The sequence below is a fragment of the Roseibium sp. RP-7 genome (genome assembly GCF_053005225.1).
In genome coordinates this window covers 2,023,672-2,043,601 of the sequence record NZ_JBRKQA010000001.1, presented here as the reverse complement: position 1 = coordinate 2,043,601, position 19,930 = coordinate 2,023,672, and the positions used below count along the sequence as shown (strand labels likewise).

Annotated in this window: 23 protein-coding genes; 16 read left to right on the top strand and 7 right to left on the bottom strand. The window is 58.6% G+C overall.

Going from position 1 to position 19,930, the window contains the following annotated elements; genetic code table 11:
- Positions 1 to 124 precede the first annotated feature (124 nt).
- Positions 125 to 751 (bottom strand): LysE family translocator, encoded by a 627-nt coding sequence (locus ACVDG9_RS09305; RefSeq protein ID WP_075281506.1) that lies wholly within the window; start codon positions 749 to 751, stop codon positions 125 to 127.
- 46 nt (positions 752 to 797) lie between these two features.
- Positions 798 to 1,181 (bottom strand): RidA family protein, encoded by a 384-nt coding sequence (locus ACVDG9_RS09300; protein WP_447237809.1) that lies wholly within the window; start codon positions 1,179 to 1,181, stop codon positions 798 to 800.
- A gap of 84 nt (positions 1,182 to 1,265) precedes the next feature.
- On the opposite strand from ACVDG9_RS09300, the gene ACVDG9_RS09295 reads away from it, so the two are divergent.
- The gene (locus ACVDG9_RS09295; RefSeq protein WP_229003534.1) at positions 1,266 to 1,796 is read left to right on the top strand and encodes an Lrp/AsnC family transcriptional regulator; all 531 of its coding nucleotides are present in this window, start codon (positions 1,266 to 1,268) and stop codon (positions 1,794 to 1,796) included.
- A gap of 24 nt (positions 1,797 to 1,820) precedes the next feature.
- On the opposite strand, the gene relB is transcribed toward ACVDG9_RS09295, so the two are convergent.
- Complete coding sequence (gene relB / locus ACVDG9_RS09290) at positions 1,821 to 2,381, bottom strand: type II toxin-antitoxin system RelB family anti-toxin (protein WP_075281503.1); 561 nt, start codon at positions 2,379 to 2,381, stop codon at positions 1,821 to 1,823.
- Positions 2,382 to 2,513: 132 nt separating this feature from the next.
- On the opposite strand from relB, the gene ACVDG9_RS09285 reads away from it, so the two are divergent.
- The gene (locus ACVDG9_RS09285) at positions 2,514 to 2,882 is read left to right on the top strand and encodes a hypothetical protein (RefSeq protein ID WP_062491737.1); all 369 of its coding nucleotides are present in this window, start codon (positions 2,514 to 2,516) and stop codon (positions 2,880 to 2,882) included.
- A 144-nt stretch (positions 2,883 to 3,026) separates the two neighbouring features.
- Positions 3,027 to 4,697: a formate--tetrahydrofolate ligase gene (locus ACVDG9_RS09280; RefSeq protein ID WP_168693310.1), complete on the top strand. Its 1,671-nt coding sequence runs from the start codon at positions 3,027 to 3,029 to the stop codon at positions 4,695 to 4,697.
- Between the two features lie 377 nt (positions 4,698 to 5,074).
- Here ACVDG9_RS09280 and ACVDG9_RS09275 read toward each other — a convergent pair whose 3' ends face one another.
- The gene (locus ACVDG9_RS09275; protein WP_447237808.1) at positions 5,075 to 5,587 is read right to left on the bottom strand and encodes an anthrone oxygenase family protein; all 513 of its coding nucleotides are present in this window, start codon (positions 5,585 to 5,587) and stop codon (positions 5,075 to 5,077) included.
- A gap of 86 nt (positions 5,588 to 5,673) precedes the next feature.
- Here ACVDG9_RS09275 and ACVDG9_RS09270 point away from each other — a divergent pair, with 86 nt between their 5' ends.
- The 7 genes from ACVDG9_RS09270 to ACVDG9_RS09240 all read left to right on the top strand — a co-directional run bounded on the left by ACVDG9_RS09270 (position 5,674) and on the right by ACVDG9_RS09240 (position 12,422).
- Positions 5,674 to 6,291, top strand: a complete 618-nt coding sequence (locus tag ACVDG9_RS09270) for a TetR/AcrR family transcriptional regulator (protein ID WP_447237807.1) — start codon at positions 5,674 to 5,676, stop codon at positions 6,289 to 6,291.
- A 177-nt stretch (positions 6,292 to 6,468) separates the two neighbouring features.
- Positions 6,469 to 7,173, top strand: coding sequence for a cobalamin B12-binding domain-containing protein (locus ACVDG9_RS09265; protein ID WP_031270674.1), 705 nt, complete (start codon positions 6,469 to 6,471; stop codon positions 7,171 to 7,173).
- Positions 7,174 to 7,178: 5 nt separating this feature from the next.
- Positions 7,179 to 7,847: a DUF1638 domain-containing protein gene (locus tag ACVDG9_RS09260; RefSeq protein ID WP_082444373.1), complete on the top strand. Its 669-nt coding sequence runs from the start codon at positions 7,179 to 7,181 to the stop codon at positions 7,845 to 7,847.
- Between the two features lie 113 nt (positions 7,848 to 7,960).
- The gene (locus tag ACVDG9_RS09255; RefSeq protein WP_031270670.1) at positions 7,961 to 8,263 is read left to right on the top strand and encodes a virulence factor; all 303 of its coding nucleotides are present in this window, start codon (positions 7,961 to 7,963) and stop codon (positions 8,261 to 8,263) included.
- Positions 8,256 to 9,149: a methylenetetrahydrofolate reductase gene (locus ACVDG9_RS09250; RefSeq protein WP_023003862.1), complete on the top strand. Its 894-nt coding sequence runs from the start codon at positions 8,256 to 8,258 to the stop codon at positions 9,147 to 9,149. The genes ACVDG9_RS09255 and ACVDG9_RS09250 overlap by 8 nt, the downstream gene beginning before the upstream one ends.
- A complete protein-coding gene (locus ACVDG9_RS09245) occupies positions 9,150 to 10,106 on the top strand; it encodes a methyltetrahydrofolate cobalamin methyltransferase (protein ID WP_023003861.1) in 957 nt (318 codons plus the stop codon).
- A gap of 279 nt (positions 10,107 to 10,385) precedes the next feature.
- The gene (locus tag ACVDG9_RS09240; protein WP_447237806.1) at positions 10,386 to 12,422 is read left to right on the top strand and encodes an ASKHA domain-containing protein; all 2,037 of its coding nucleotides are present in this window, start codon (positions 10,386 to 10,388) and stop codon (positions 12,420 to 12,422) included.
- Between the two features lie 54 nt (positions 12,423 to 12,476).
- On the opposite strand, the gene ACVDG9_RS09235 is transcribed toward ACVDG9_RS09240, so the two are convergent.
- Positions 12,477 to 13,364 (bottom strand): DUF1194 domain-containing protein, encoded by an 888-nt coding sequence (locus tag ACVDG9_RS09235; protein WP_447237805.1) that lies wholly within the window; start codon positions 13,362 to 13,364, stop codon positions 12,477 to 12,479.
- Between the two features lie 96 nt (positions 13,365 to 13,460).
- Between ACVDG9_RS09235 and ACVDG9_RS09230 the strand changes: the two genes are divergently transcribed.
- Both ACVDG9_RS09230 and ACVDG9_RS09225 read left to right on the top strand, forming a co-directional pair.
- Positions 13,461 to 14,282, top strand: coding sequence for an enoyl-CoA hydratase (locus tag ACVDG9_RS09230; RefSeq protein ID WP_152506998.1), 822 nt, complete (start codon positions 13,461 to 13,463; stop codon positions 14,280 to 14,282).
- A 35-nt stretch (positions 14,283 to 14,317) separates the two neighbouring features.
- Positions 14,318 to 14,752, top strand: a complete 435-nt coding sequence (locus tag ACVDG9_RS09225) for a hypothetical protein (RefSeq protein ID WP_447237804.1) — start codon at positions 14,318 to 14,320, stop codon at positions 14,750 to 14,752.
- Positions 14,753 to 14,794: 42 nt separating this feature from the next.
- On the opposite strand, the gene ACVDG9_RS09220 is transcribed toward ACVDG9_RS09225, so the two are convergent.
- Positions 14,795 to 15,667, bottom strand: coding sequence for an AraC family transcriptional regulator (locus ACVDG9_RS09220; protein ID WP_447237803.1), 873 nt, complete (start codon positions 15,665 to 15,667; stop codon positions 14,795 to 14,797).
- A 183-nt stretch (positions 15,668 to 15,850) separates the two neighbouring features.
- Here ACVDG9_RS09220 and ACVDG9_RS09215 point away from each other — a divergent pair, with 183 nt between their 5' ends.
- The 4 genes from ACVDG9_RS09215 (at position 15,851) to ACVDG9_RS09200 (ending at position 18,635) form a co-directional block, all read left to right on the top strand.
- Positions 15,851 to 16,381, top strand: coding sequence for a CoA-binding protein (locus ACVDG9_RS09215; protein WP_447237802.1), 531 nt, complete (start codon positions 15,851 to 15,853; stop codon positions 16,379 to 16,381).
- Between the two features lie 104 nt (positions 16,382 to 16,485).
- Positions 16,486 to 16,671: a hypothetical protein gene (locus ACVDG9_RS09210; RefSeq protein WP_447237801.1), complete on the top strand. Its 186-nt coding sequence runs from the start codon at positions 16,486 to 16,488 to the stop codon at positions 16,669 to 16,671.
- A 398-nt stretch (positions 16,672 to 17,069) separates the two neighbouring features.
- Positions 17,070 to 17,195, top strand: coding sequence for a hypothetical protein (locus ACVDG9_RS09205; protein WP_023003851.1), 126 nt, complete (start codon positions 17,070 to 17,072; stop codon positions 17,193 to 17,195).
- Positions 17,196 to 17,354: 159 nt separating this feature from the next.
- Positions 17,355 to 18,635 carry an O-acetylhomoserine aminocarboxypropyltransferase gene (locus ACVDG9_RS09200; RefSeq protein WP_023003850.1) on the top strand — a complete coding sequence of 427 codons (1,281 nt, stop codon included), beginning with the start codon at positions 17,355 to 17,357 and terminating at the stop codon, positions 18,633 to 18,635.
- A 177-nt stretch (positions 18,636 to 18,812) separates the two neighbouring features.
- Here ACVDG9_RS09200 and ACVDG9_RS09195 read toward each other — a convergent pair whose 3' ends face one another.
- Positions 18,813 to 19,907 (bottom strand): COX15/CtaA family protein, encoded by a 1,095-nt coding sequence (locus tag ACVDG9_RS09195; protein WP_075281493.1) that lies wholly within the window; start codon positions 19,905 to 19,907, stop codon positions 18,813 to 18,815.
- Positions 19,908 to 19,930 lie beyond the last annotated feature (23 nt).

Genomic DNA, 19,930 nt, shown 5'->3' with positions numbered 1-19,930 from the left:
ACTATGCCGGATATTTGTCCGGAATAAAAGATTCGATTTCCGGTATCACGGATTCTTGCAACTGCCCTTCTGTAAGATCCAGGCGATCGCATCAGCCTTTCCGGCCAGGAAATATCCGCAGATACTAACGCATTACAGTGACACCCGCCATTCGAAAACCTGCATAGAGCAAGGCAACCCCGGCGCATTTGTTGACGAGACCTACAACCCAGTTCTTCATCTCGCCACGAGTCAGGCGGTCCCCCAGAAAGGCATATGCCGTGTAGGATGTCAGGTCGATCAGGAAAGTCGTCATGCCCATGATGAGGATCTGCGGAACAATGGGTGCATTGATGTCGAGAAACTGGGGCAAAATGGCTGCGAAATAGAGCAGTGCCTTCGGATTGGCGAACTCGATCACGAAGCCCTGGGCGAACAACGCCTTCAGGCTGGACTGCCGCCCGGACCGCTTGACACGGATTGCGCCTGCCGGCGTGAAGAGTGCGGTCAGACCCAACCAGACGAGATATCCTACACCAGCCCATTTGATAACCGAGAACACCAGGTTGGAAGCAATGATCAGTGAGGCAATGCCGGTTGCCGAAAGCGCAAAATAAACGGCATTGGCAGACGCAATACCAAAAACGCCACCAAGTGCGCGACGCCCACCATTCGCCGCCCCTTGCGACGCAACGGCCACGGCCGCCGCACCGGGAGAGAAAACCACGACAGCTGTCGTGACAAGAAAGATCAGATAGGTCTCGAACTGCATTGCTTTCTCCTGCGCTCGCCAGATTTGCCGAGAACTGCTGCTTCGCCTAAGCGGCCGCGACAATTTCGATTTCGATCATCCACTCGGGTGTCAGCGTTCGAACCACAATGGCCGTGGTCGGGACGCGCCGGGCGCCCAGCGCTTCCAGTCGTGCGGCCTGGTTCTTTTCGGCATGGTCGGGATCTGAAAGATAACTGGTGACGCGGACGATATTGTCGGTCGTCATGTCCGCTTCAGCCAGGATCCGGCGCAGGTTCGCCCAAACCAGATCGAGCTGCTCTTCCAGGCTCTCTGGAGCCCGGCCGATTACATCAAGCCCCATGGTGCCGCTGACGAAGAGCAACCGCCCTGCATCGGTCACTTCCAGGGCATGCACATAATCCGGTGTTGCCGGGTAAATGCCCTTGTCCGGGTTGATTGTCCGCTCCATCAAGTCGAAGATCCTTCTTCCGAAATCTGTTTCGGATATGACTGTTCAGACGAACACGATTCACCGCAACAAGGATCTGGCCGAATGAAATCAAATAAAGAGACCATTCAGAAAAACAGCACCCCCGGCCGCCCCGTGGACGCATTCGACCGAAGAATATTAAGCGAGCTGGTGCGCAATGCCCGGCAGACCTATGCCGAGATCGGGACCAAGGTCGGGCTGTCCGCACCAGCGGTGCATGACCGGGTAAAGCGGATGATCGCGTCCGGCACCATCTCCTCCACCAACGCCGCCATTGATCCCATGTCTGTCGGCAAACCGTTTCTGGCTTTCGTGCATGTGGATGCCAGCGGATGGGGCAAGAGCGAGCGGATGATGAAGCTGCGGGACTTTCCGGAAGTGGAAGAACTCCATTCCGTCACGGGCGACTGTTGTGTCATCCTGAAGGTGCGAACGGCCAATGCCGACGCGATGGAACGCTTCCTTGCACAGGTCTATGCCCTGCCGGGCGTAAGGGCGACCAGAAGTTATGTGGTGCTGACGACGTATCTCGACCGGCCGGTGCAGGCGGAAGTCACGGAAACCTGGCCTGATGTGCCGCTGCCGGCTGTGTGAAGGTCAAGGAAGCGCTCGCGGCCTTCAGAACTTAATCACCATCAGGATCGCCCGGGCCGGGCCGCCAACGGCTGCAATGCAATGGGGCACGTCGGCGGCGTAGCGAGCCGTGTCCCCTTTTCCGATGACACCTTTGGCCACACCGGACGTGACTTCAAGCCGGCCGTCTTCGGCTATCAGTTGCTCCCGCGTTCCACGTTCGTGCGGCTTGCTGTCGAGCTTGCCATCTGCCGCGAATATCAGCTCATAGATTTCGAACCGGCCTGTGTCCTGAGGCGGTGACAGGATGCGGATCTTGCAGCCGTCTCCCGCCCTGTCGAGCGCCGGGGTCTGATGTTCGTGCACGATCTCGACCCGATCCTCGGCTGCCTCCTCCCCCAGAAGACCTGCAAAGTCGACATTCAGGGCCCTGGTCAGATTGAGCAGGGTCGCGACAGTCGGGTTGGACTCCCCGCGCTCGATCTGGCTGACCATGGAGCGGGAAACGCCGGAAAGCTTTTCAACGGCCTCAAGCGAGAGCCCCTGGGCACGCCGCGCTTTCTTGAGGCGGGCCGGCAAACGGGAGAGAATGTCTGAATCTGTCATTGCGGAACTAAAATCCGTTTCGCCAGATATTGCAATTTACTTTTCCCGTCATCCAACTGTCACAAATCATGTAAGCTTTCTCTCGGCCAGGACCTGAAAACAGGAATGGCCATCGTCTTCCGGGGGGAACACATGAAAGCGATACCACGTCTTTATTTTGCCACCGCCGCACTCTTTGCCCTGATCGGCATGGCCTGGGGCATCCACATGTCCGCGACCACTGATCACACGCTTGCGCCAGCACACGGGCATCTCAACCTGATCGGCTTCGTGATGATGGCCGTCTTTGGTGCCTACTACGCCCTTGCACCAAAGGCAGCTGCCTCGCGCCTTGCGCTCATCCACTACGGATTGTCGGTTCTCACCGTCATCGTACTGGTGCCCGGGATCGTATTTGCGATCAACGCCGAAGGGGAAATCATGGCCAAGGCCGGCTCTGTTCTGGCGGTTCTGACCATGCTGGTTTTTCTCGCAACTGTGCTGCGCAACCGCGCCGATTGAATTGCCGTCGCTTCCGGGGCGCATCCTGTCGCTTTCGGAACATTTGCTGCACCGCCCTCTCCCATAGCGTTCCGGCACAAGTCGGGGCGGTGCAAAACCGCATCCGGAAAACAAGAAATCGGAAACGCTTCGGAGAGAGAACCCATGGCCAGCGATATTGAAATTGCCCGTGCAGCCAAGATGAAACCCATTCAGGAGATCGGCACACGGCTGAATATTCCCGAAGACTCTCTCCTGCCCTATGGGCGCACCAAGGCCAAGATTTCCGCCGACTACATTGCCAACCTCAATGGCCGCAAGAACGGCAAGCTGATTCTGGTGACGGCGATCAACCCGACCCCGGCCGGCGAAGGCAAGACGACCACAACGGTCGGTCTTGGCGACGGTCTCAACAGGATCGGCAAGAACGCGATGATCTGCCTGCGCGAACCTTCGCTCGGCCCCTGTTTCGGCATGAAGGGCGGCGCAGCCGGCGGCGGCTATGCGCAGGTCGTCCCGATGGAAGACATCAACCTGCATTTCACCGGCGACTTCCACGCCATCACCTCGGCCCACAACCTGCTCGCCGCCCTGATCGAGAACCACATCTACTGGGGCAACGAACTGGGCATCGACATTCGCCGCGTGGTCTGGCGCCGGGTGATGGACATGAACGATCGCGCACTGCGTTCCATCGTCTGTTCGCTTGGTGGCATTGCCAACGGCTTTCCGCGTGAAGCAGGGTTCGACATCACCGTCGCCTCCGAAATCATGGCCATCCTCTGCCTGGCCACCGATCTCGAAGATCTGCAGAAGCGGCTCGGCGACATCATCGTTGCCTACCGGCGCGACCGCACGGCGATCACCGCGCGCGAACTGGAAGCAGACGGCGCCATGACCGTGCTGCTGAAAGAAGCAATGCAGCCGAACCTGGTGCAGACGCTGGAAAACAATCCCGCATTCATTCACGGTGGCCCTTTCGCCAACATCGCACACGGCTGCAACTCCGTAGTTGCTACCCAGACAGCCCTGAAGCTGGCCGACTATGTGGTGACGGAAGCTGGCTTTGGCGCAGATCTCGGTGCCGAGAAGTTCTTCGACATCAAATGCCGCAAGGCAGGCCTCAGCCCGGATGCGGTTGTCATCGTCGCAACCATCAAGGCCTTGAAGATGAATGGCGGCGTTGCCAAGGAAGACCTCGGCAACGAGAACGTCGAAGCCGTGAAAAAAGGCTGCGCCAACCTTGGTCGCCACATCGAGAACGTCAAACAGTTTGGTGTTCCGGCAGTTGTGGCCATCAACCACTTCACAGCAGATACGGAAGCGGAAGTTCAGGCCGTGCGGGATTACTGCGCCGAATTCGGCGTTGAAGCGATCCTGGCGACCCATTGGGCCAACGGCTCCGCAGGCACCGAAGAACTTGCCACCCGTGTGGCAGCCCTTGCCGAAAGCGGCGCGGCGCAGTTCGCACCGCTCTACGACGACAGCCTGTCCCTGTTCGAGAAGATCGAAACCATCGCAAAACGGATCTACCGGGCAGACGAAGTTCTGGCAGACAAGTCTGTGCGCGACCAGCTCAAGCGTTGGGAAGCCGACGGGTTCGGTCATCTGCCGGTCTGTATGGCCAAGACCCAGTATTCCTTCACGACAGACCCGCAGCGCCGAGGCGCCCCGACCGGCCACAGCCTGCCGGTTCGTGAAGTCCGCCTGTCGGCAGGGGCTGGCTTCATCGTGGTGATCTGCGGGGAAATCATGACCATGCCCGGCCTGCCGCGCGTGCCGTCAGCTAACCACATCAAACTGGACGAAAAAGGTCAGATCGAAGGTCTGTTCTGAGCATTCGGAATTGATGCCGAATACCAGAAAAGGCGGGTCTCAGGACCTGCCTTTTTTTGTGTGGCGTGTGGCCAACGGTCTCTCAGCCTGCGGCGGAATGACATCGCTTCAAACGCTACACAAGAGGAACTGAAACGGCATGGATGCCACGGTCGAGCCATGGCATGACGAAGACAAGGAAAAGATGGAGCGGTTTGCCTGCCAACAAATTGCATAATCCATCAAAGAAAGTACCAATCCGTCACTTCCTCCGTCATTGCAGGGCTCGACCCTGCAATCCATACCGAAACATCGCCTCGAACGAAGGCCGCACTTGCGTAAGTCAAACAGCGTGGATGCGATGGTCGAGCCACGCATGAAGAAAGTTGAGATTTTGGCTAGTCAGCGCGGTGTGGGTTTCGGCCGAGCAGTACGAGCCCGATCGCAGCCAACAACAGGGAAATGCCCGAGAAGACGGTCCGTGTCTGGTTCCACACCTGCCAAGGCTCGGAATAGGACCGCCAGAGCATTGCCGCTTCATTCAGGTTTTTCGGGATCGCTGCCTCAGCAAGCTCGAGGTTCATCGGCACGTTGACCAGGAACGTCAGCATGATGCCACCCAGCACATAAACGATTGCTCCACCTACAAAGGCGACCCCGGCTGCGCGCCGGCCAGACAACAGGCTGAAGACCCCGGCAAGAGCAACAACGAAAGGCGTGCCGAAGAAAGCGGGCGCAAAAACGGCGTTCCGGACAGACGCGTTCATGGCCTGCATGGCTGCTATCGCAATGCGAGGATCAGTGGCATCCAAGCCCCACATGGTTGAGCAGACCCAGGCATAGAAGAAACCGAAGATGGCCCCGGCAAAAACAAGCGCCAGGAGACCGGTTCCAAGTGCAAGTCGATACATCCCAAACTCCAAACCGTAATTAGGTGTACGGATTGTAATTTCCGTAACATCGATTACGGTTTTGAGCAAGCGACGGAGAGAACGACATGCGGGCGGAAGCCAGGGAACGACGGAAAGCAGCCATAGAAGCGGCGGCGATCGAATTGCTGCTGGATCAGGGCTATGACAATCTGTCGATGCTGGCAGTCGCCAAAAAAGCAAAGGCCTCCAACGAAACGCTCTACCGTTGGTATGGAGACAAGACCGGGTTGTTCAGCGCCCTGGTGGATCGCAATGCAGAAAACATTCGCCAGTCACTTCGAGAGTGTATCGAAAACAACCCGTCTCCCACCCAGGCACTGCGGAACTTCGGCCGACGTCTCCTGGGCGTTCTTTCGAACCCGGCCGCAATCGCTCTCAACCGTGCAGCTGCCGCCGACACGACCGGCGCGCTTGGAACTGCCCTCGCGCAAAGCGGTCGCGACGCGATCAGGCCGCTCGTAACCGACCTTGTCGCGAAGGTTCAGGGCGACGGACTGCTGACAGGCCTTGAAACGGAAACCGCGGTAGAAATCTATCTGTCCCTGCTGATCGGCGATCTTCAAATCCGGCTGGTGACACGCGCCGTGGCTGAATGGTCGGAAAACGACATCGACGCCCGTGCGGAAACCGCCTGGCAGGGCGTGAAGCTTCTTTCGGCAGGCAGCGCCACTGCCTTCTCGTAAGTTTAGACAGCTACAAACATTTCCCGTCACCGTACAAAATTGACATTGAACGGCCTGGCTTGATTTCCCTGTCGCGTAAACGACTAGCCGTGTCGCTTTGGAGATATCGGCGAATCCGGCTTGAGGCATAAGGTTTTGCACTAAGTTGATGGCCGTTGTGCCTGGTTGGAGCTGCCCATGTCTGACGAAGACGATATTGATCTCGCCTCCCTTTCTGACGACGAACTTGTCGAGCAGATGCATGACGACCTCTACGACGGTCTTCAGGAAGAAATCACGGATGCCGTTAACATCCTTCTGGAACGTGGCTGGGTACCTTACGACATCCTGACCAAGGCCCTTGTCGAAGGCATGCGGATCGTCGGCGTCGACTTCCGCGATGGCATCCTGTTCGTTCCCGAAGTGCTGCTTTCCGCCAACGCCATGAAAGCCGGCATGGGCATCCTGCGTCCGCTGCTGGCGGAAACCGGTGCGCCGAAGGTTGGCAAGATGGTCATTGGCACCGTGAAGGGCGACATCCACGACATCGGCAAGAACCTTGTCTCGATGATGATGGAAGGCGCCGGCTTTGAAGTGATCGACATCGGCATCAACAACCCTGTCGAAAACTACCTTGCGGCCATTGAAGAGCATCAGCCGGACATTCTCGGCATGTCAGCTCTACTGACCACCACCATGCCCTACATGAAAGTCGTGATCGACGAAATGAAGGCCAAGGGCATCCGGGACGATTATATCGTGCTCGTTGGCGGTGCACCGCTGAACGAGGAATTCGGCGAAGCCGTCGGTGCTGACGGTTATTGCCGCGACGCGGCCGTTGCTGTGGAAATGGCGAAAGATCTGATCGCTCGCCGCCACAACATGCTGGCCAACAAGGGCTGACGGCAATGTTCAAGGAGGCTGCCGAAATGTTGGTGGGCGAGCCTCTCTTTCCGGTTGAAACGGATGGGAGCGCGGACGACAAGGCCGGCCGCGTTCTTGTTATTGCCTGCGGGGCTCTGGCACGCGAAATCGTTGCCATCCGCGAAAAGAACCGCCTCGATCATCTCGACATCACCTGCCTTCCGGCGAAGCTTCACAACTCGCCGGAAAAGATCCCTGATGAAGTCCGCCGGGCCATCCTCAAGAATGCGGACACCTATTCCGACATTCTGATTGCCTACGGCGATTGCGGAACCGGTGGCCTGCTCGACAAGGTGCTGGAAGAAACCGGCGCGAGACGCATCGATGGCGCACACTGCTATGCCTTCTTCACGGGGATAGACGAATTCGACCAGATGGAAGACGACCAGCTCGGCACCTTCTACCTGACCGACTTCCTGGCCCGTCACTTCCAGACCATGGTCATCGAACCGCTCGGCCTCGACTGGCACCCGCATTTGCGGGACATGTATTTCGCTCATTACACCCGTGTTCTTTACCTTGCGCAGACCGATGACCCTGCCCTTGAGGATGCGGCGCGGCGCGCGGCAGACCGGCTGGGTCTGCCGTTTGAAATGCGCCGAACCGGGTATGGATTGCTTCAGCCGTTTCTGGACAAGGGCCAGGCGGACTGAGCGTCGCAAAATAGCATCCGGACAAGTCGGTTTTTCACGTGATGATGCCGCTATCAGGCGTCCTGGATCAGCCAGCTTCCGGCAAACATGTTTCTCAGGAGGAAAGTCCGAGAATGGCGCAGAAAATCATCGTTTATTGGCGGGACATCCCGGCACAGATCCTGGTGAAACAGGGGCGCAAATCCGCCCGACGGGAACTGCCGGCCATGTTCATGGAAGCCATTGATGCCTGCGCGATGCGGATCGGTGCGAAGGACAGCGACGCCTACATGGCGGAGTGGCGCCGGACAGACCCGGTCTCCGTCACGGACGACCTGGAAACGGAAGCGGACGCAGCCCTGACCGACCTGGTCTCGGCCTATCCGAAAGAGAGACTGAAAACCCTGCTCGCAAATGGAGGCTCGGAACATGACTGATCAGCGCCTGTTGGCCAATGGGCGGCTTCCCGCCTCTACCGAAATGTCTCCCAAGCAGGTGGTCGAAAAGACCGAGCTTCTGGAATTTATTCCGGCGGGCACGCAGGTCTATGTCACGGATCTGGGCAACTGCTCGGAAGACATGATCGTCGATGCCGCCCGCATCCTGCGCGACAACAAGCTGACCGCCGTTCCGCATATGGCGGCCCGCCGGTACGCCAGCCGCGAGGACTTCGAGCGCCGCATCACGCGTCTGACCCAGGAAGCAGGTGCGACCGAGGTTCTGGCCATTGCCGGTGAAGCAGAAAAAGCCGGCCCCCTCACCTCATCCGTCGCTCTTCTGGAGACGGGCCTCTTCGACAAGCTCGGCATCAAGAAGATCGCCGTTGCAGGTCACCCGGAAGGCGCACCGGACATCAAGCCGGACGTCATCAAGAGCTTCCTGCAGCGCAAGCACGAACTTGCCCGCGAAAGCGATGCGGAATTCCGCATTGTCACCCAGTTCGGTTTCGATCCGCACCGCGTCAGCCTGTGGCTGGACGAGCTGCGCGAATGGGGCAACGAGTTCCCGGTCCATGTCGGCGTTGCCGGTCCGGCAAAGATGACGACCCTGCTGAAATATGCCGCTTTTGCCGGTGTTGAAAATTCCTTCAACTTCTTGAAGAAGCGCGGCGGTGCCGTCGTCTCCATGCTGTCGGGCTACGATCCTGACACGATGGTCGATCCGCTGGAGACCCGCGTCACCAGCCAGCCGAACACCCAGTTGGCCCAGATTCACGCCTATCCCTTCGGCGGTATCCAGAAAACCGCCGAGTGGCTGCACAGCCGCGGGAGCTGGTCTTTTCAAACCTCGTCTTCAATCCTGACTGCCAATGAGAGCGCATAAATGACCCGCACTGTTGTCGCGTCCGCCACCAAGGAAATCGTTATCGGTTTCGATCAGCCGTTCTGTGTGATCGGCGAGCGGATCAACCCGACCGGCCGCAAGAAGCTGGCGGCGGAAATGGCCGAAGGCAACTTCGAAACCGTCAAGGCCGATGCGCTGGCCCAGGTGGCTGCAGGCGCGACCATGCTTGACGTCAACGCAGGCGTGACAGCGGTCAACCCGAACGAGACCGAACCGCCACTCCTCGTCAAAACTCTTGAGATAGTTCAAGAACTTGTCGACGTTCCCTTGTCTATCGATTCATCCGTGACCGCCGCCATCGAGGCAGGCCTTGCGGTTGCCAAGGGCCGTCCGCTGGTCAACTCCGTGACCGGTGAAGAAGAGAAGCTGGAAGCGATCCTTCCGCTGATCAAGAAATACAACGTGCCGGTGGTGGCGATCTCGAACGATGAGACCGGTATCTCCGAAGATCCGGACGTTCGTTTCGAAGTCGCCAGGAAGATCGTTCAGCATGCTGCCGACTATGGCATTCCCGCACACGATATTGTCGTGGATCCGCTGGTGATGCCGATCGGCGCCATGGGCACCGCAGGTCAGCAGGTGTTCCGGTTGCTGCGCCGTCTGCGTGAAGAGCTGAAGGTCAACACGACCTGCGGCCTTTCCAACATCTCCTTCGGCCTGCCGCATCGCCACGGCATCAATGCCGGTTTCATTCCGATGGTCATCGGTGCCGGCATGACCTCCGCGATCATGAACCCGTGCCGCCCGCAGGAAATGGAAGCCGTACGTGCGGCGAACGTGCTCAACGGCACTGATCCGAACTGCTCGGAATGGATCATGACCTACCGTGATCACCAGCCTGCTGCTGCAGGTGCGGTTGCAGCACCTGGTGAAGGTGGTGCGTCTGCAGGCGGTCGCCGCCGCGGTGGACGCGCGGCGCGTCGGTCCGCCGGCTGAGCCCAGATGTCATAACACGTTTGCGGTTCTCTCCCCTTCCGCAAACAGGGTGGCTTTTCACCAGTTTCAGGATGGAATCTCCACCCCAATCCCCTCCCTTTAATAGGGAGGGGTTTTGCGTGTCGAGGGGCACGTTTCAAATCGCGGGATCCGCGTCGTTTTCACGATGGCTCCGGCTTTCGCAGGTTCAGATAAAACTCCCTCCTCCTTGTGAGTGAAGGGTCAAGGTTGGGCTTCGTCCCCGCAGTGTTTCAAAACCGGTAGTGGCAGATCGCAGACATGACCGAGACCGTCAAACAAGCCAAAGTCGTTTTCCAACCCAGTGGGCGCCGTGGAACCTTTCCTGTCGGTACGCCCCTGCTCGACGCTGCCCGCTCGCTCGGTGTCTATGTGGAGTCGGTATGTGGCGGGCGCGGCATTTGCGGGCGCTGCCAGATTTCCATCTCGGAAGGCACTTTCGCGAAGGAAAACCTGACCAGCGTAGCTGAAAACCTGGAAGGGGCCACCGAAGCGGAAACCCGCTACGCGACCTTGCGCAAACTGCCCGCCGACCGGCGCCTTTCCTGTCAGGCAAAAATCCTGGGCGATCTGGTTATCGATGTCCCGACCGATGCCCAGACCAACCGTCAGGTTGTGCGCAAGCGCGCGGAAGCCCGCAACATCGAAGCCGACAGCCCGATCTCGCTGGTATCCGTCTCGATCGCCGAACCGGACATGGAAACGCCGCGCGGCGATATCGACCGCCTGCGTGAGGCGCTGATTGCCGAGACCGGCATCGCCGACCTCACGATCGACCCGGCTCTGCTGCCACGAGTCCAGACAATCCTGCGCAAGGGCAATTGGCAGGTAACCGCGGCAATCCACGAAGACAGAGGCGTGCTGCCGACACTCGTGGCGCTCTGGCCCGGAGAAAAACCTGCCGTCTACGGCCTTGCCGTCGACATTGGCTCCACCACCATCGCAGCCCACCTTTGCAACCTTCAGAACGGGCGCACAGTCTCGTCCGCAGGCACCTCCAACCCGCAGATCCGCTTTGGTGAGGATCTGATGTCGCGGGTGTCCTATGTGCAGATGAACCCGTCCAAGCTGCCGGATCTCACAAAGGCCGTGCGCGATGCCATCAACGCGCTGATCGGCAAACTGGTCGGCGATGTCGGCGCAGAACGCACGGATGTGCTTGATGCGACCTTTGTCGGCAACCCGGTCATGCATCATCTGTTCCTCGGTATCGATCCGGTGGAACTTGGCGGCGCTCCCTTCGCGCTCGCAGCCTCCGACGCCATGGTTTTGAACGCGCGCGATCTGGATCTGGAACTGAACCCGGGTGCACGTGTCTACATGCTGCCCTGCATCGCCGGCCATGTGGGTGCCGATGCTGCTGCTGCAACGCTTGCAGAAAGCCCTTACAAGCTCGACGAGATAACGCTGCTTGTCGATGTCGGTACCAATGCGGAAATCGTGCTGGGTAACCGGAACCGGCTGTTGGCAGCGTCCTCTCCAACCGGCCCTGCATTCGAAGGCGCCGAAATCTCGTCCGGCCAGCGCGCGGCACCCGGTGCAATCGAGCGCATCCGCATCGACAAGGAAACGCTTGAGCCTCGCTTCAAGGTGATTGGTGTCGACGAATGGTCGGATGAAGAAGGCTTTGCCGAAAAGGTCGACACTGTCGGCGTTACCGGCATTTGCGGCTCCGGCATTATCGAGGCCGTTGCCGAGATGTATCTGGCGGGCCTCATCACGGAAGACGGTGTTATCGACGGCTCGATGGCGGAACGGACATCGCGCGTCAAATCCACCGGCCGGACCTTCTCCTATCTGATTGCTGACGACGGGGTCGAAATATCGATCCTTCAGACGGACATTCGCGCGATCCAGCTCGCCAAGGGTGCGCTTTATGCCGGCGTCAAACTTCTGCAGGACAAGCTCGGCACCTATGATCTGGACCGGATTCGCCTTGCGGGGGCCTTCGGCAGCTACATCGACCCAAAGTACGCGATGATCCTTGGCCTTATACCGGATTGCCCGCTGGAAGGTGTCTCCGGCGTCGGCAACGCTGCCGGGACAGGCGCCCGGATGGCTTTGCTCAACCGCGGCTACAGGCGCGAGATCGAGCAGACGGTGCGCGATATCGAAAAGATCGAGACCGCTCTGGAGCCCAAGTTCCAGGAGCATTTCGTCAATGCAATGGCCTTGCCCAACAAGGTCGATCAATTCCCCCACCTTCGAGCTGCCGTCGAATTGCCGGTACGCAAGGAGGCTGACGCGGGGTCGGATGCAGCCGGCGGAGAGCGCAGGCGGAGACGCCGCCGAGGTTGACGGTGTCGTTCCTTCGGCTAGCAAGCATGAACGGGCGGCAGATTTGCTCTGCCGCTACTGATCCCAGAAATACTGCTCGCGCATACGCCGCCAGATCTTTTCTCCCACGAGGCAGTCATATGGCTCTTCGAAGGTGAATTGGGCCGGGGTGACTTGTGGTTCGGGCGGCTTGACGCCGCCGATCTCGAGGATCAGCTTGCGACGAACGGCTTCGGGAAACTGTTCCCAGTCGTTCACCGGTATGACGAAGCTGGCGGGCCCGCCGATGACGCAGCGCTGATAATAGACGTCCAGGTCCGGAATGTTGAACTGGAAGCCCATGCCACCAGTTGTCATCAGCGGTAATCCATTGATCACCAGACCGGCCTCCACGGCGGCATCGCGTGCCTGGACCACAGGTGCTCCCTGGTTGTTGGGACCATCCCCTGAGATGTCGATCACGCGGCGGTCTGCCTTGAAAGGTGCATCGGCGAGGAGGGCCGAAGCATGCCAGATTGCGCCGGAAATCGAGGTTCGGCGCTGACCGTAGGTGCTGTCCGCCAGAACCTTGTCGGCGAACTCCTGAGCATCTTCCACGCCCTCGATCACCGACCACCCGACAATTTCGCGCGCATGGCTTTCGTTGGCCCATTCGAACATCATGAGAGCGATCCGGCCGTGAGCCCCATACCCGATCGCCCGCACCACTTCCGGGCTGGCGATGGCGGCAGCATATCCGCGGCGCTGGATCTGGAGTTCTTCAGGCGACATGGAGCGGGAGACATCGACAGCAAGGACCAGAGCGACATCGACCTGTTCCTGCGCAAGCGCGGGACCGAGAGGTGCCAGCAGCAAGGCGACTGCACCTGCAAGTGAGCGGACTTCGGAAAGCCTCCACATGCCGAAAGGATAACCGAAACCGAAAGAACCGCCAGCGACTTGACGCTTCGTCAGATAAACCATCTGTGATCGGCGGCAGCCACCAGCCGATCGGACACTTTCGCCGCCCTGCCCGCGTCGGCTATAACGTCGGCAAAGCAAATCTTGAGGGAGCGTTCCATGTCTGAAACCGCCGCAAATGACGAGATCCAGAAACCGATGCTCGCAACGCTTCTTCATGAAGGCGTTTACCGGATCGTGATGCAGCGACCGGAGCGGATGAACGCTCTTTCGAGCGAGATGATGACCGCTCTAGCCGGTGAACTTCGGAAGGCGGCCGAGGATCCTGCAGTACGTGTTGTCCTGCTTGGTGCGGAAGGCAAGGTCTTCTGCGCTGGCCACGACCTGAAGGAACTAACCGCTGCGCGCGGTGAAGCGGACGGCGGGAAAGCCACCTACGAGCGGATCATGCGCCAGTGTTCGGACCTGATGCAGCAGATTGTGCGCCTGCCCAAGCCTGTGATCGCCGTGGTAACAGGTGTTGCGACCGCAGCCGGTTGCCAACTGGTTGCCTCCTGCGACCTTGCCATCGCTACCGACACGGCCACCTTCTGCACGCCAGGCGTCAATATCGGCCTCTTCTGCTCCACACCAATGGTTGCGCTCTCGCGCAATGTTGCGCCTAAGCAGGCCATGGAGATGCTTCTGACCGGTGAAAGCATCGATGCATCCACCGCGAAGGATTTCGGCCTGATCAACCGCATCGTCCCGCGTGACTACCTGGAGCAGGTCGTCCAGAAATACGCGGAATCGATTGCCTCCAAGTCTGCCAAGACCGTGAAGATCGGCAAGGAAGCCTTTTACCGTCAGCTGGAAATGCCGTTGTCGGAAGCCTATGATTTCGCGGCACAAACAATGGTCGAGAACATGATGGCCCGGGATGCGGAAGAAGGCATCAACGCCTTTCTGCAAAAACGCAAACCAGAATGGACGGACAGCTGATCCGCCCTGCCGTTTGGAGGCAACAAGGATAAGACATGCCTGAAGCCGGTTATTCCGGACGTCCGCTATACGCAAAACTGGGGCTGAAACCGGGAATGATCTGCTGGCGTCACCGGATGCCGGAAGACATTTCAGCCTTGCTGCAGACACAGGCCCCTGGCGCGGTCATTCGTGCCGCGCCGGAACCGGGTGTTGAGTGCGCTCATGTGTTTGTTACCGAACGGGTTGAGCTGACTGGACTACTGGAAACCTTGCGGGTCCTGCTGGCCCCGGACGGCATGATCTGGGTTTCCTGGCCCAAGAAGGCCAGCAAGTTACCGACCGACGTCACCGAAGACACCATCCGCGAGCTTTGCCTGCCGATGGGGCTTGTGGACGTAAAGGTTTGTGCCGTTGACGGCATCTGGTCCGGTTTGAAACTGATGATCCGCAAGGAATTCAGGAAAGAACAGGCGGCAAAGCAGGCCTGAGTGTCTCCTGTCAACTCACCGTATTACCACTGCGGTTCCGTATCATTTCAGCGGCAGGAAGATATCGGTTTGCGCTTCATGCTCCGGAACATCCGGAAAGAAGCTGAGGCGTTGAACGAACAGCGGAAAGTCCCGCAGCTCCTCGCCACTTCGTGGCAGCCAGTCGCGATAAAGGGCGCGGATTGTTTCTTCAGCCAAGTCGAGCGGACCGGAATGCCTGATTACGGCGCAGCGTCCTGCGGGCAACGTTGCGGCTACCACGCCCTCCGCATTCTCTTTGAACTGTCCTGCTACAGCGCAGCAAATGCCGAACCGGTATTCTTCAGGCAGCGCCGTTCTGGGATCGTCAAAGAGTATATTGAACGTCGCGCTACTGGAGGGAGGGCTTGCATTTGCCTTGCGCCAGGCAATGAAGCGTCTGACGGATGCGGGCACCTCTTGCGGTGACCCGCGATGCTCAAGCAGGGCGACGGGTGTTTCAGGAAAATCGATGATCCGGACGGCCGAGACATCAAGATGCTGATCCGACATGAACTGTCCTTTCAAATTCAGCAATGGGTCATAGGTTCTGTGCCAGACAGACCAGTCGGGCGTTGATCGGAAAGCCGAAGGGCTTTGCCCAAAATCTCGTTTGAACGCACGTGAGAAGCTCTCGAGATTTTCGTAGCCCGCATCGTAGGCAATCTCAGTGACCGGCAGCTCCACCCTGAAAGCGAGCTGCTGTCCTGCGCGTTTCAGCTTCAGGAGCCGCCGGTATTCTGCAACTCCGAGGCCAAAGAAGGCCGAGAACTGGCGCTGAAAGTGAAACTTCGAATAGGCGGCCACCCCCGCAAGCGCAGGAACATCAAGCGGATCGTCCAGCGACCGGTCGATCGTTTCCAGCACCTTTTGGAACCGCTTTTTCAACTCACTCATAAAACGCCGCCTTCCGTATGCCTGTTTAGCCTCTCCCGTTTACCGGTGAGCCGCTTATCGCGCCTGACCGTCCCTGCGCAGTGTCACAATTCTTCGAGGCGGACCGGTCTGCGGCAGAAGGCCCCTTGCAGGCAGGTGTCATTTCGCATTGGATAGCGCGACAAATCTGAGGATCTCCATTCCATGAATCACGACACTTATCCGGACGCCTACATCAAGGGTATTCTCGACGAGGTGAAAACCGTCGCCATGATCGGCGCGAGTGCCAACAATGTCCGGCCGTCCTATTTCGTGCTGAAATACCTTTTGTCCAAGGGATACGAGGTCTGGCCCATCAATCCCGGTCAGGCAGGCAAGGAGATCCTGGGACAGAAGGTCTATTCCTCGCTCGACGAATTGCCTGCGGTTCCCGACATGATCGACATCTTTCGCAATTCCGAAGCGGCAGGCGTAATCGTCGACGAAGTTATTGCCAGCGGCAAGTTGCCCAAGGTCATCTGGATGCAATTGACCGTGCGCCACGACGAAGCGGCAGCAAGAGCCGAAGCTGCCGGTATCAAGATGGTGATGAACCGCTGCCCCAAGATAGAGTATGGTCGACTGTCAGGTGAAATCGGATGGGCAGGTGTCAACTCGCGTACGCTTTCCTCCAAGCGCCCTGCTCTGAAAGCAGGGTTTCAGCATCGCGGGCTTTCTGGGGAAAAAGACAGCTAATTTTCCCCATTGCATCAGCTTCGCACAATGCTCGCCGGATAGCTCGTTAGTCGAGATACCGCCGTCCGGAAGCCAACCGGATGCCATCAGTAGCGTGAGGCAGCATGACCCAGGACCCGACCCTGTTTACCGCATTTGAATGGGTTCTCATGGCTATGGCAGCTCTGGTTGCCTTGCTGCTGTTCGCATTCGTGCACAAGGCCGAACACGGATCCCCCTTCGCCCACCGTGACGAGACCTGGGCACGAGAGCAGGCCCAGTCCGGCGAGCGGGAACAGAAGGGCAGCTGAACCGAAATCAATGTATACACCCCCACTTCTACCCCTGCGTGTTTCTGCTATACTTCGGGACTTCAGGGATGGGGTTTTGATCTGCGTTCAGGCGAATTTGCGCCTTTGACGACAGATACATGGGGGCAATACTAATGATATTCGCGCTCGCGACTGTCGCGTTCGTCGTCTGTATCGCGGTACTGATTCATCTGCAGAAACCATCTGCAAACGGCCCGCGCGCAACCAGGCGCACGAAAGATGATGCAACCGACAAAAGCTGACAATTTTAAGTTCAATTTATAAGAGCTTTCGCTCAATTTGCTCCGAATGCCGATGAATTTCTTTCCACTTTCTCCATAAGATATCGTTAACCTTTTGCCTCGCATCCAAGTTTTCGAACCGGGAGGAAGGCCGCTGTGTTTGCAGTCTTCGGAGATACGACATTTCTGGCATGGAGCCTGCCACTGCTGGCGGCGGCACTGCTTTTTGGTGTCTATTTCGGTGTGAAGCTGGAGAACCGGAAGGACCCTTCCGACCAATAGGCAGACATGCCCCACCCTGGCAGGAGGCAAAGGCCACCAATCCTGCCTAACGCTTTGACATACATAATTTCCTTTAGATCACAAAACCGCAAAATCGTTCTTTGACCTGCCCTGCTCCTTCGGTCAAACTGGCCGCCAATCCAACAGGGAGGTCTTTTAATGAGCGAAAATATTCCAGGTTTTTCCACTCTCGCGATTCACGCTGGCGCAGCGCCGGATCCTTCGACAGGCGCGCGGGCGACACCGATTTACCAGACGACCTCGTTCGTTTTCGACGATGTCGATCATGCCGCTTCCCTATTCGGGCTGCAGGCCTTCGGCAACATTTACACACGCATCACCAATCCGACGACGGCTGTTCTGGAGGAGCGCGTTGCAGCGCTTGAAGGCGGTACCGCCGCACTTGCGACAGCTTCCGGTCATTCGGCTCAGCTTCTGTGCTTCCATACCTTGATGCAGCCCGGCGACAACATCGTGGCCGCAAACAAGCTCTATGGCGGTTCCATCAACCAGCTGAACCACTCCTTCAAGAGCTTCGGTTGGGGCGTGAAGTGGGCCGACCCTGCGGACATGTCGTCCTTCGAAGCGGCGATTGACGACCGCACACGCGCGATCTTCATCGAGAGCCTGGCCAATCCCGGCGGAATCGTTGTCGACATCGAGGCGATTGCGGCAATTGCAAAGGCAAAGGGTGTGCCGCTGGTGGTCGATAACACCATGGCAACACCATACCTGTGCCGGCCGATCGAACACGGTGCTGATATCGTTCTGCACTCGCTGACCAAATTCATGGGCGGTCACGGCAATTCCATGGGCGGCATCATCGTCGACGGCGGCAGCTTTGACTGGTCTGCCAGCGGCAACTATCCGCTGCTGTCCCAGCCCCGGCCGGAATATCAGGGTATCGTCCTGCACGAGACCTTCGGCAACTTCGCTTTTGCGATTGCCTGCCGTGTGCTTGGTCTGCGCGACCTCGGACCGGCCATCTCGCCCTTCAACGCTTTCATGATCCTGACCGGCATCGAAACCCTGCCGCTGCGCATGCAGCGTCACTCGGACAATGCCAAGAAAGTCGCGCTTCACCTCGCGGCCCACGACAAGGTCAAATGGGTGTCCTACGCAGCCCTGCCGGAAGACAAGCACCACGCCCTGCAACAGAAGTACATGCCAAAAGGCGCCGGTGCCGTGTTCACCTTCGGCGTTGAGGGCGGTTATGACACAGGCGTCGCCTTGGTCAGCAAAGTGGAACTGTTCTCACACCTGGCCAACATCGGTGACACGCGCAGTCTGATCATCCATCCCGCGTCCACCACACACCGGCAGCTTTCGGATGAACAGAAGACCGCGGCCGGTGCGGGCCCGGATGTGGTGCGTATTTCGGTCGGGCTGGAAGATGTCGATGACATCATCGCCGATCTCGATCAGGCCCTTTCCGGCTAAGAGGCACCAGCTGAACAAACGAAAAGCCCGCCAATCGGCGGGCTTTTTTGCCTGTACTTCCGTTCGGGCCCCGAGGCCGTAAGCGCAGCGGAAACCCTGGATCGGAGAGCCGCAGCGTTCGGAGCGAAGTGCTTCCACGCGGCTGCCCGTTTCCCCAACAGTTGCGATTTCCGGAGCCTAGCTGCGAATGGCGAAAGGCCCTTTCAGCATGGCCACATAGTCAACCGCAGCCGCCAGGACGATAACCGCGAAGCCCTGATGCACCAGAGCGATGGACAGCGGCACGTGCCACAGCAACGTCAGAATGCCGAAGATCGCCTGCAGCAACAGGAAGCCCCCAACATGGGCGCCTGCCCGGCGCAGCTCCTTGCGGCGGCTCACGCGGAAGGTACTCCAGGCCAGCGCCACACCGGTGAACACCAGCACATAGGCCGTCATGCGATGCTGAAATTGAACCGTCATCACGTTTTCAAAGAAATTCAGCCAGATAGGCTGGATGGCAAGCATGCCGCGCGGAATGAACTGGCCATCCATGAGTGGCCATGTATTGAAGGTCAAGCCGGCGTTCAGCCCGGCGACGAGACCTCCCAGGAACATCTGAACAAAGACAAGGAAAAGAACCAGTTTGCCCAGCCCTGCGAGCCGCTCCTGCTCCTGAATTTCGGGTTCGGGCAAGGGGCTCAGCCGCCGGGCAATCCAGAAAAGATAGGCAAAAATGAAGAGTGCGAGCGTCAGGTGTGTGGCCAGCCGGTACTGACTGACATCCACCCTGTCCACCAGACCGGATGCCACCATCCACCAGCCGACAAAGCCCTGCAAACCGCCAAGTGCCAGGCCGACAAGCAATCTCGGCTTCAGCCAGGGCTCTATCCTGCCAGTTGCCCAGAACGCCACCATGGGAACAAAAAACGCAACACCAATGAAGCGCCCCAGCAGCCGGTGCGCCCATTCCCACCAGAAGATGAACTTGAACTCGTCAAGGCTCATGCCTTTGTTGATGAGCTGATATTCCGGAATCTGGCGATATTTCTCCAGCTCCTCTTCCCACTCCGCTTCGCTGAGCGGGGGAATGACGCCGTGGATGGGTTTCCACTCGGTGATTGACAGCCCGGATTCGGTCAGACGCGTCGCTCCGCCGACGACGACCATGGCCAGGATCAGCGCACAAACGAAGTAGAGCCACCATCGGATCAGGGCCCTGTTCTGTCGCAATCTCTGCAATTTGGCCGGAAGCATCTGTTCGTTCTTCACACCTTCTGCAATCGCAATCATGAGCCGCTTCCGGAAATTCTTAT

Bases quoted from the DNA above. Each gene is read 5' to 3' on its own strand.
- relB (WP_075281503.1), bottom strand. From the start codon at position 2,381: ATGACAGATTCAGACATTCTCTCCCGTTTGCCGGCCCGCCTCAAGAAA.
- ACVDG9_RS09300 (WP_447237809.1), bottom strand. From the start codon at position 1,181: ATGGAGCGGACAATCAACCCGGACAAGGGCATTTACCCGGCAACACCG.
- ACVDG9_RS09215 (WP_447237802.1), top strand. From the start codon at position 15,851: ATGAATCACGACACTTATCCGGACGCCTACATCAAGGGTATTCTCGAC.
- ACVDG9_RS09295 (WP_229003534.1), top strand. From the start codon at position 1,266: ATGAAATCAAATAAAGAGACCATTCAGAAAAACAGCACCCCCGGCCGC.
- ACVDG9_RS09230 (WP_152506998.1), top strand. From the start codon at position 13,461: ATGTCTGAAACCGCCGCAAATGACGAGATCCAGAAACCGATGCTCGCA.
- ACVDG9_RS09195 (WP_075281493.1), bottom strand. From the start codon at position 19,907: ATGATTGCGATTGCAGAAGGTGTGAAGAACGAACAGATGCTTCCGGCC.
- ACVDG9_RS09270 (WP_447237807.1), top strand. From the start codon at position 5,674: ATGCGGGCGGAAGCCAGGGAACGACGGAAAGCAGCCATAGAAGCGGCG.
- ACVDG9_RS09225 (WP_447237804.1), top strand. From the start codon at position 14,318: ATGCCTGAAGCCGGTTATTCCGGACGTCCGCTATACGCAAAACTGGGG.
- ACVDG9_RS09235 (WP_447237805.1), bottom strand. From the start codon at position 13,364: ATGGTTTATCTGACGAAGCGTCAAGTCGCTGGCGGTTCTTTCGGTTTC.
- ACVDG9_RS09265 (WP_031270674.1), top strand. From the start codon at position 6,469: ATGTCTGACGAAGACGATATTGATCTCGCCTCCCTTTCTGACGACGAA.
- ACVDG9_RS09260 (WP_082444373.1), top strand. From the start codon at position 7,179: ATGTTCAAGGAGGCTGCCGAAATGTTGGTGGGCGAGCCTCTCTTTCCG.
- ACVDG9_RS09250 (WP_023003862.1), top strand. From the start codon at position 8,256: ATGACTGATCAGCGCCTGTTGGCCAATGGGCGGCTTCCCGCCTCTACC.
- ACVDG9_RS09255 (WP_031270670.1), top strand. From the start codon at position 7,961: ATGGCGCAGAAAATCATCGTTTATTGGCGGGACATCCCGGCACAGATC.
- ACVDG9_RS09280 (WP_168693310.1), top strand. From the start codon at position 3,027: ATGGCCAGCGATATTGAAATTGCCCGTGCAGCCAAGATGAAACCCATT.
- ACVDG9_RS09275 (WP_447237808.1), bottom strand. From the start codon at position 5,587: ATGTATCGACTTGCACTTGGAACCGGTCTCCTGGCGCTTGTTTTTGCC.
- ACVDG9_RS09200 (WP_023003850.1), top strand. From the start codon at position 17,355: ATGAGCGAAAATATTCCAGGTTTTTCCACTCTCGCGATTCACGCTGGC.
- ACVDG9_RS09210 (WP_447237801.1), top strand. From the start codon at position 16,486: ATGACCCAGGACCCGACCCTGTTTACCGCATTTGAATGGGTTCTCATG.
- ACVDG9_RS09220 (WP_447237803.1), bottom strand. From the start codon at position 15,667: ATGAGTGAGTTGAAAAAGCGGTTCCAAAAGGTGCTGGAAACGATCGAC.
- ACVDG9_RS09305 (WP_075281506.1), bottom strand. From the start codon at position 751: ATGCAGTTCGAGACCTATCTGATCTTTCTTGTCACGACAGCTGTCGTG.
- ACVDG9_RS09245 (WP_023003861.1), top strand. From the start codon at position 9,150: ATGACCCGCACTGTTGTCGCGTCCGCCACCAAGGAAATCGTTATCGGT.
- ACVDG9_RS09240 (WP_447237806.1), top strand. From the start codon at position 10,386: ATGACCGAGACCGTCAAACAAGCCAAAGTCGTTTTCCAACCCAGTGGG.
- ACVDG9_RS09285 (WP_062491737.1), top strand. From the start codon at position 2,514: ATGAAAGCGATACCACGTCTTTATTTTGCCACCGCCGCACTCTTTGCC.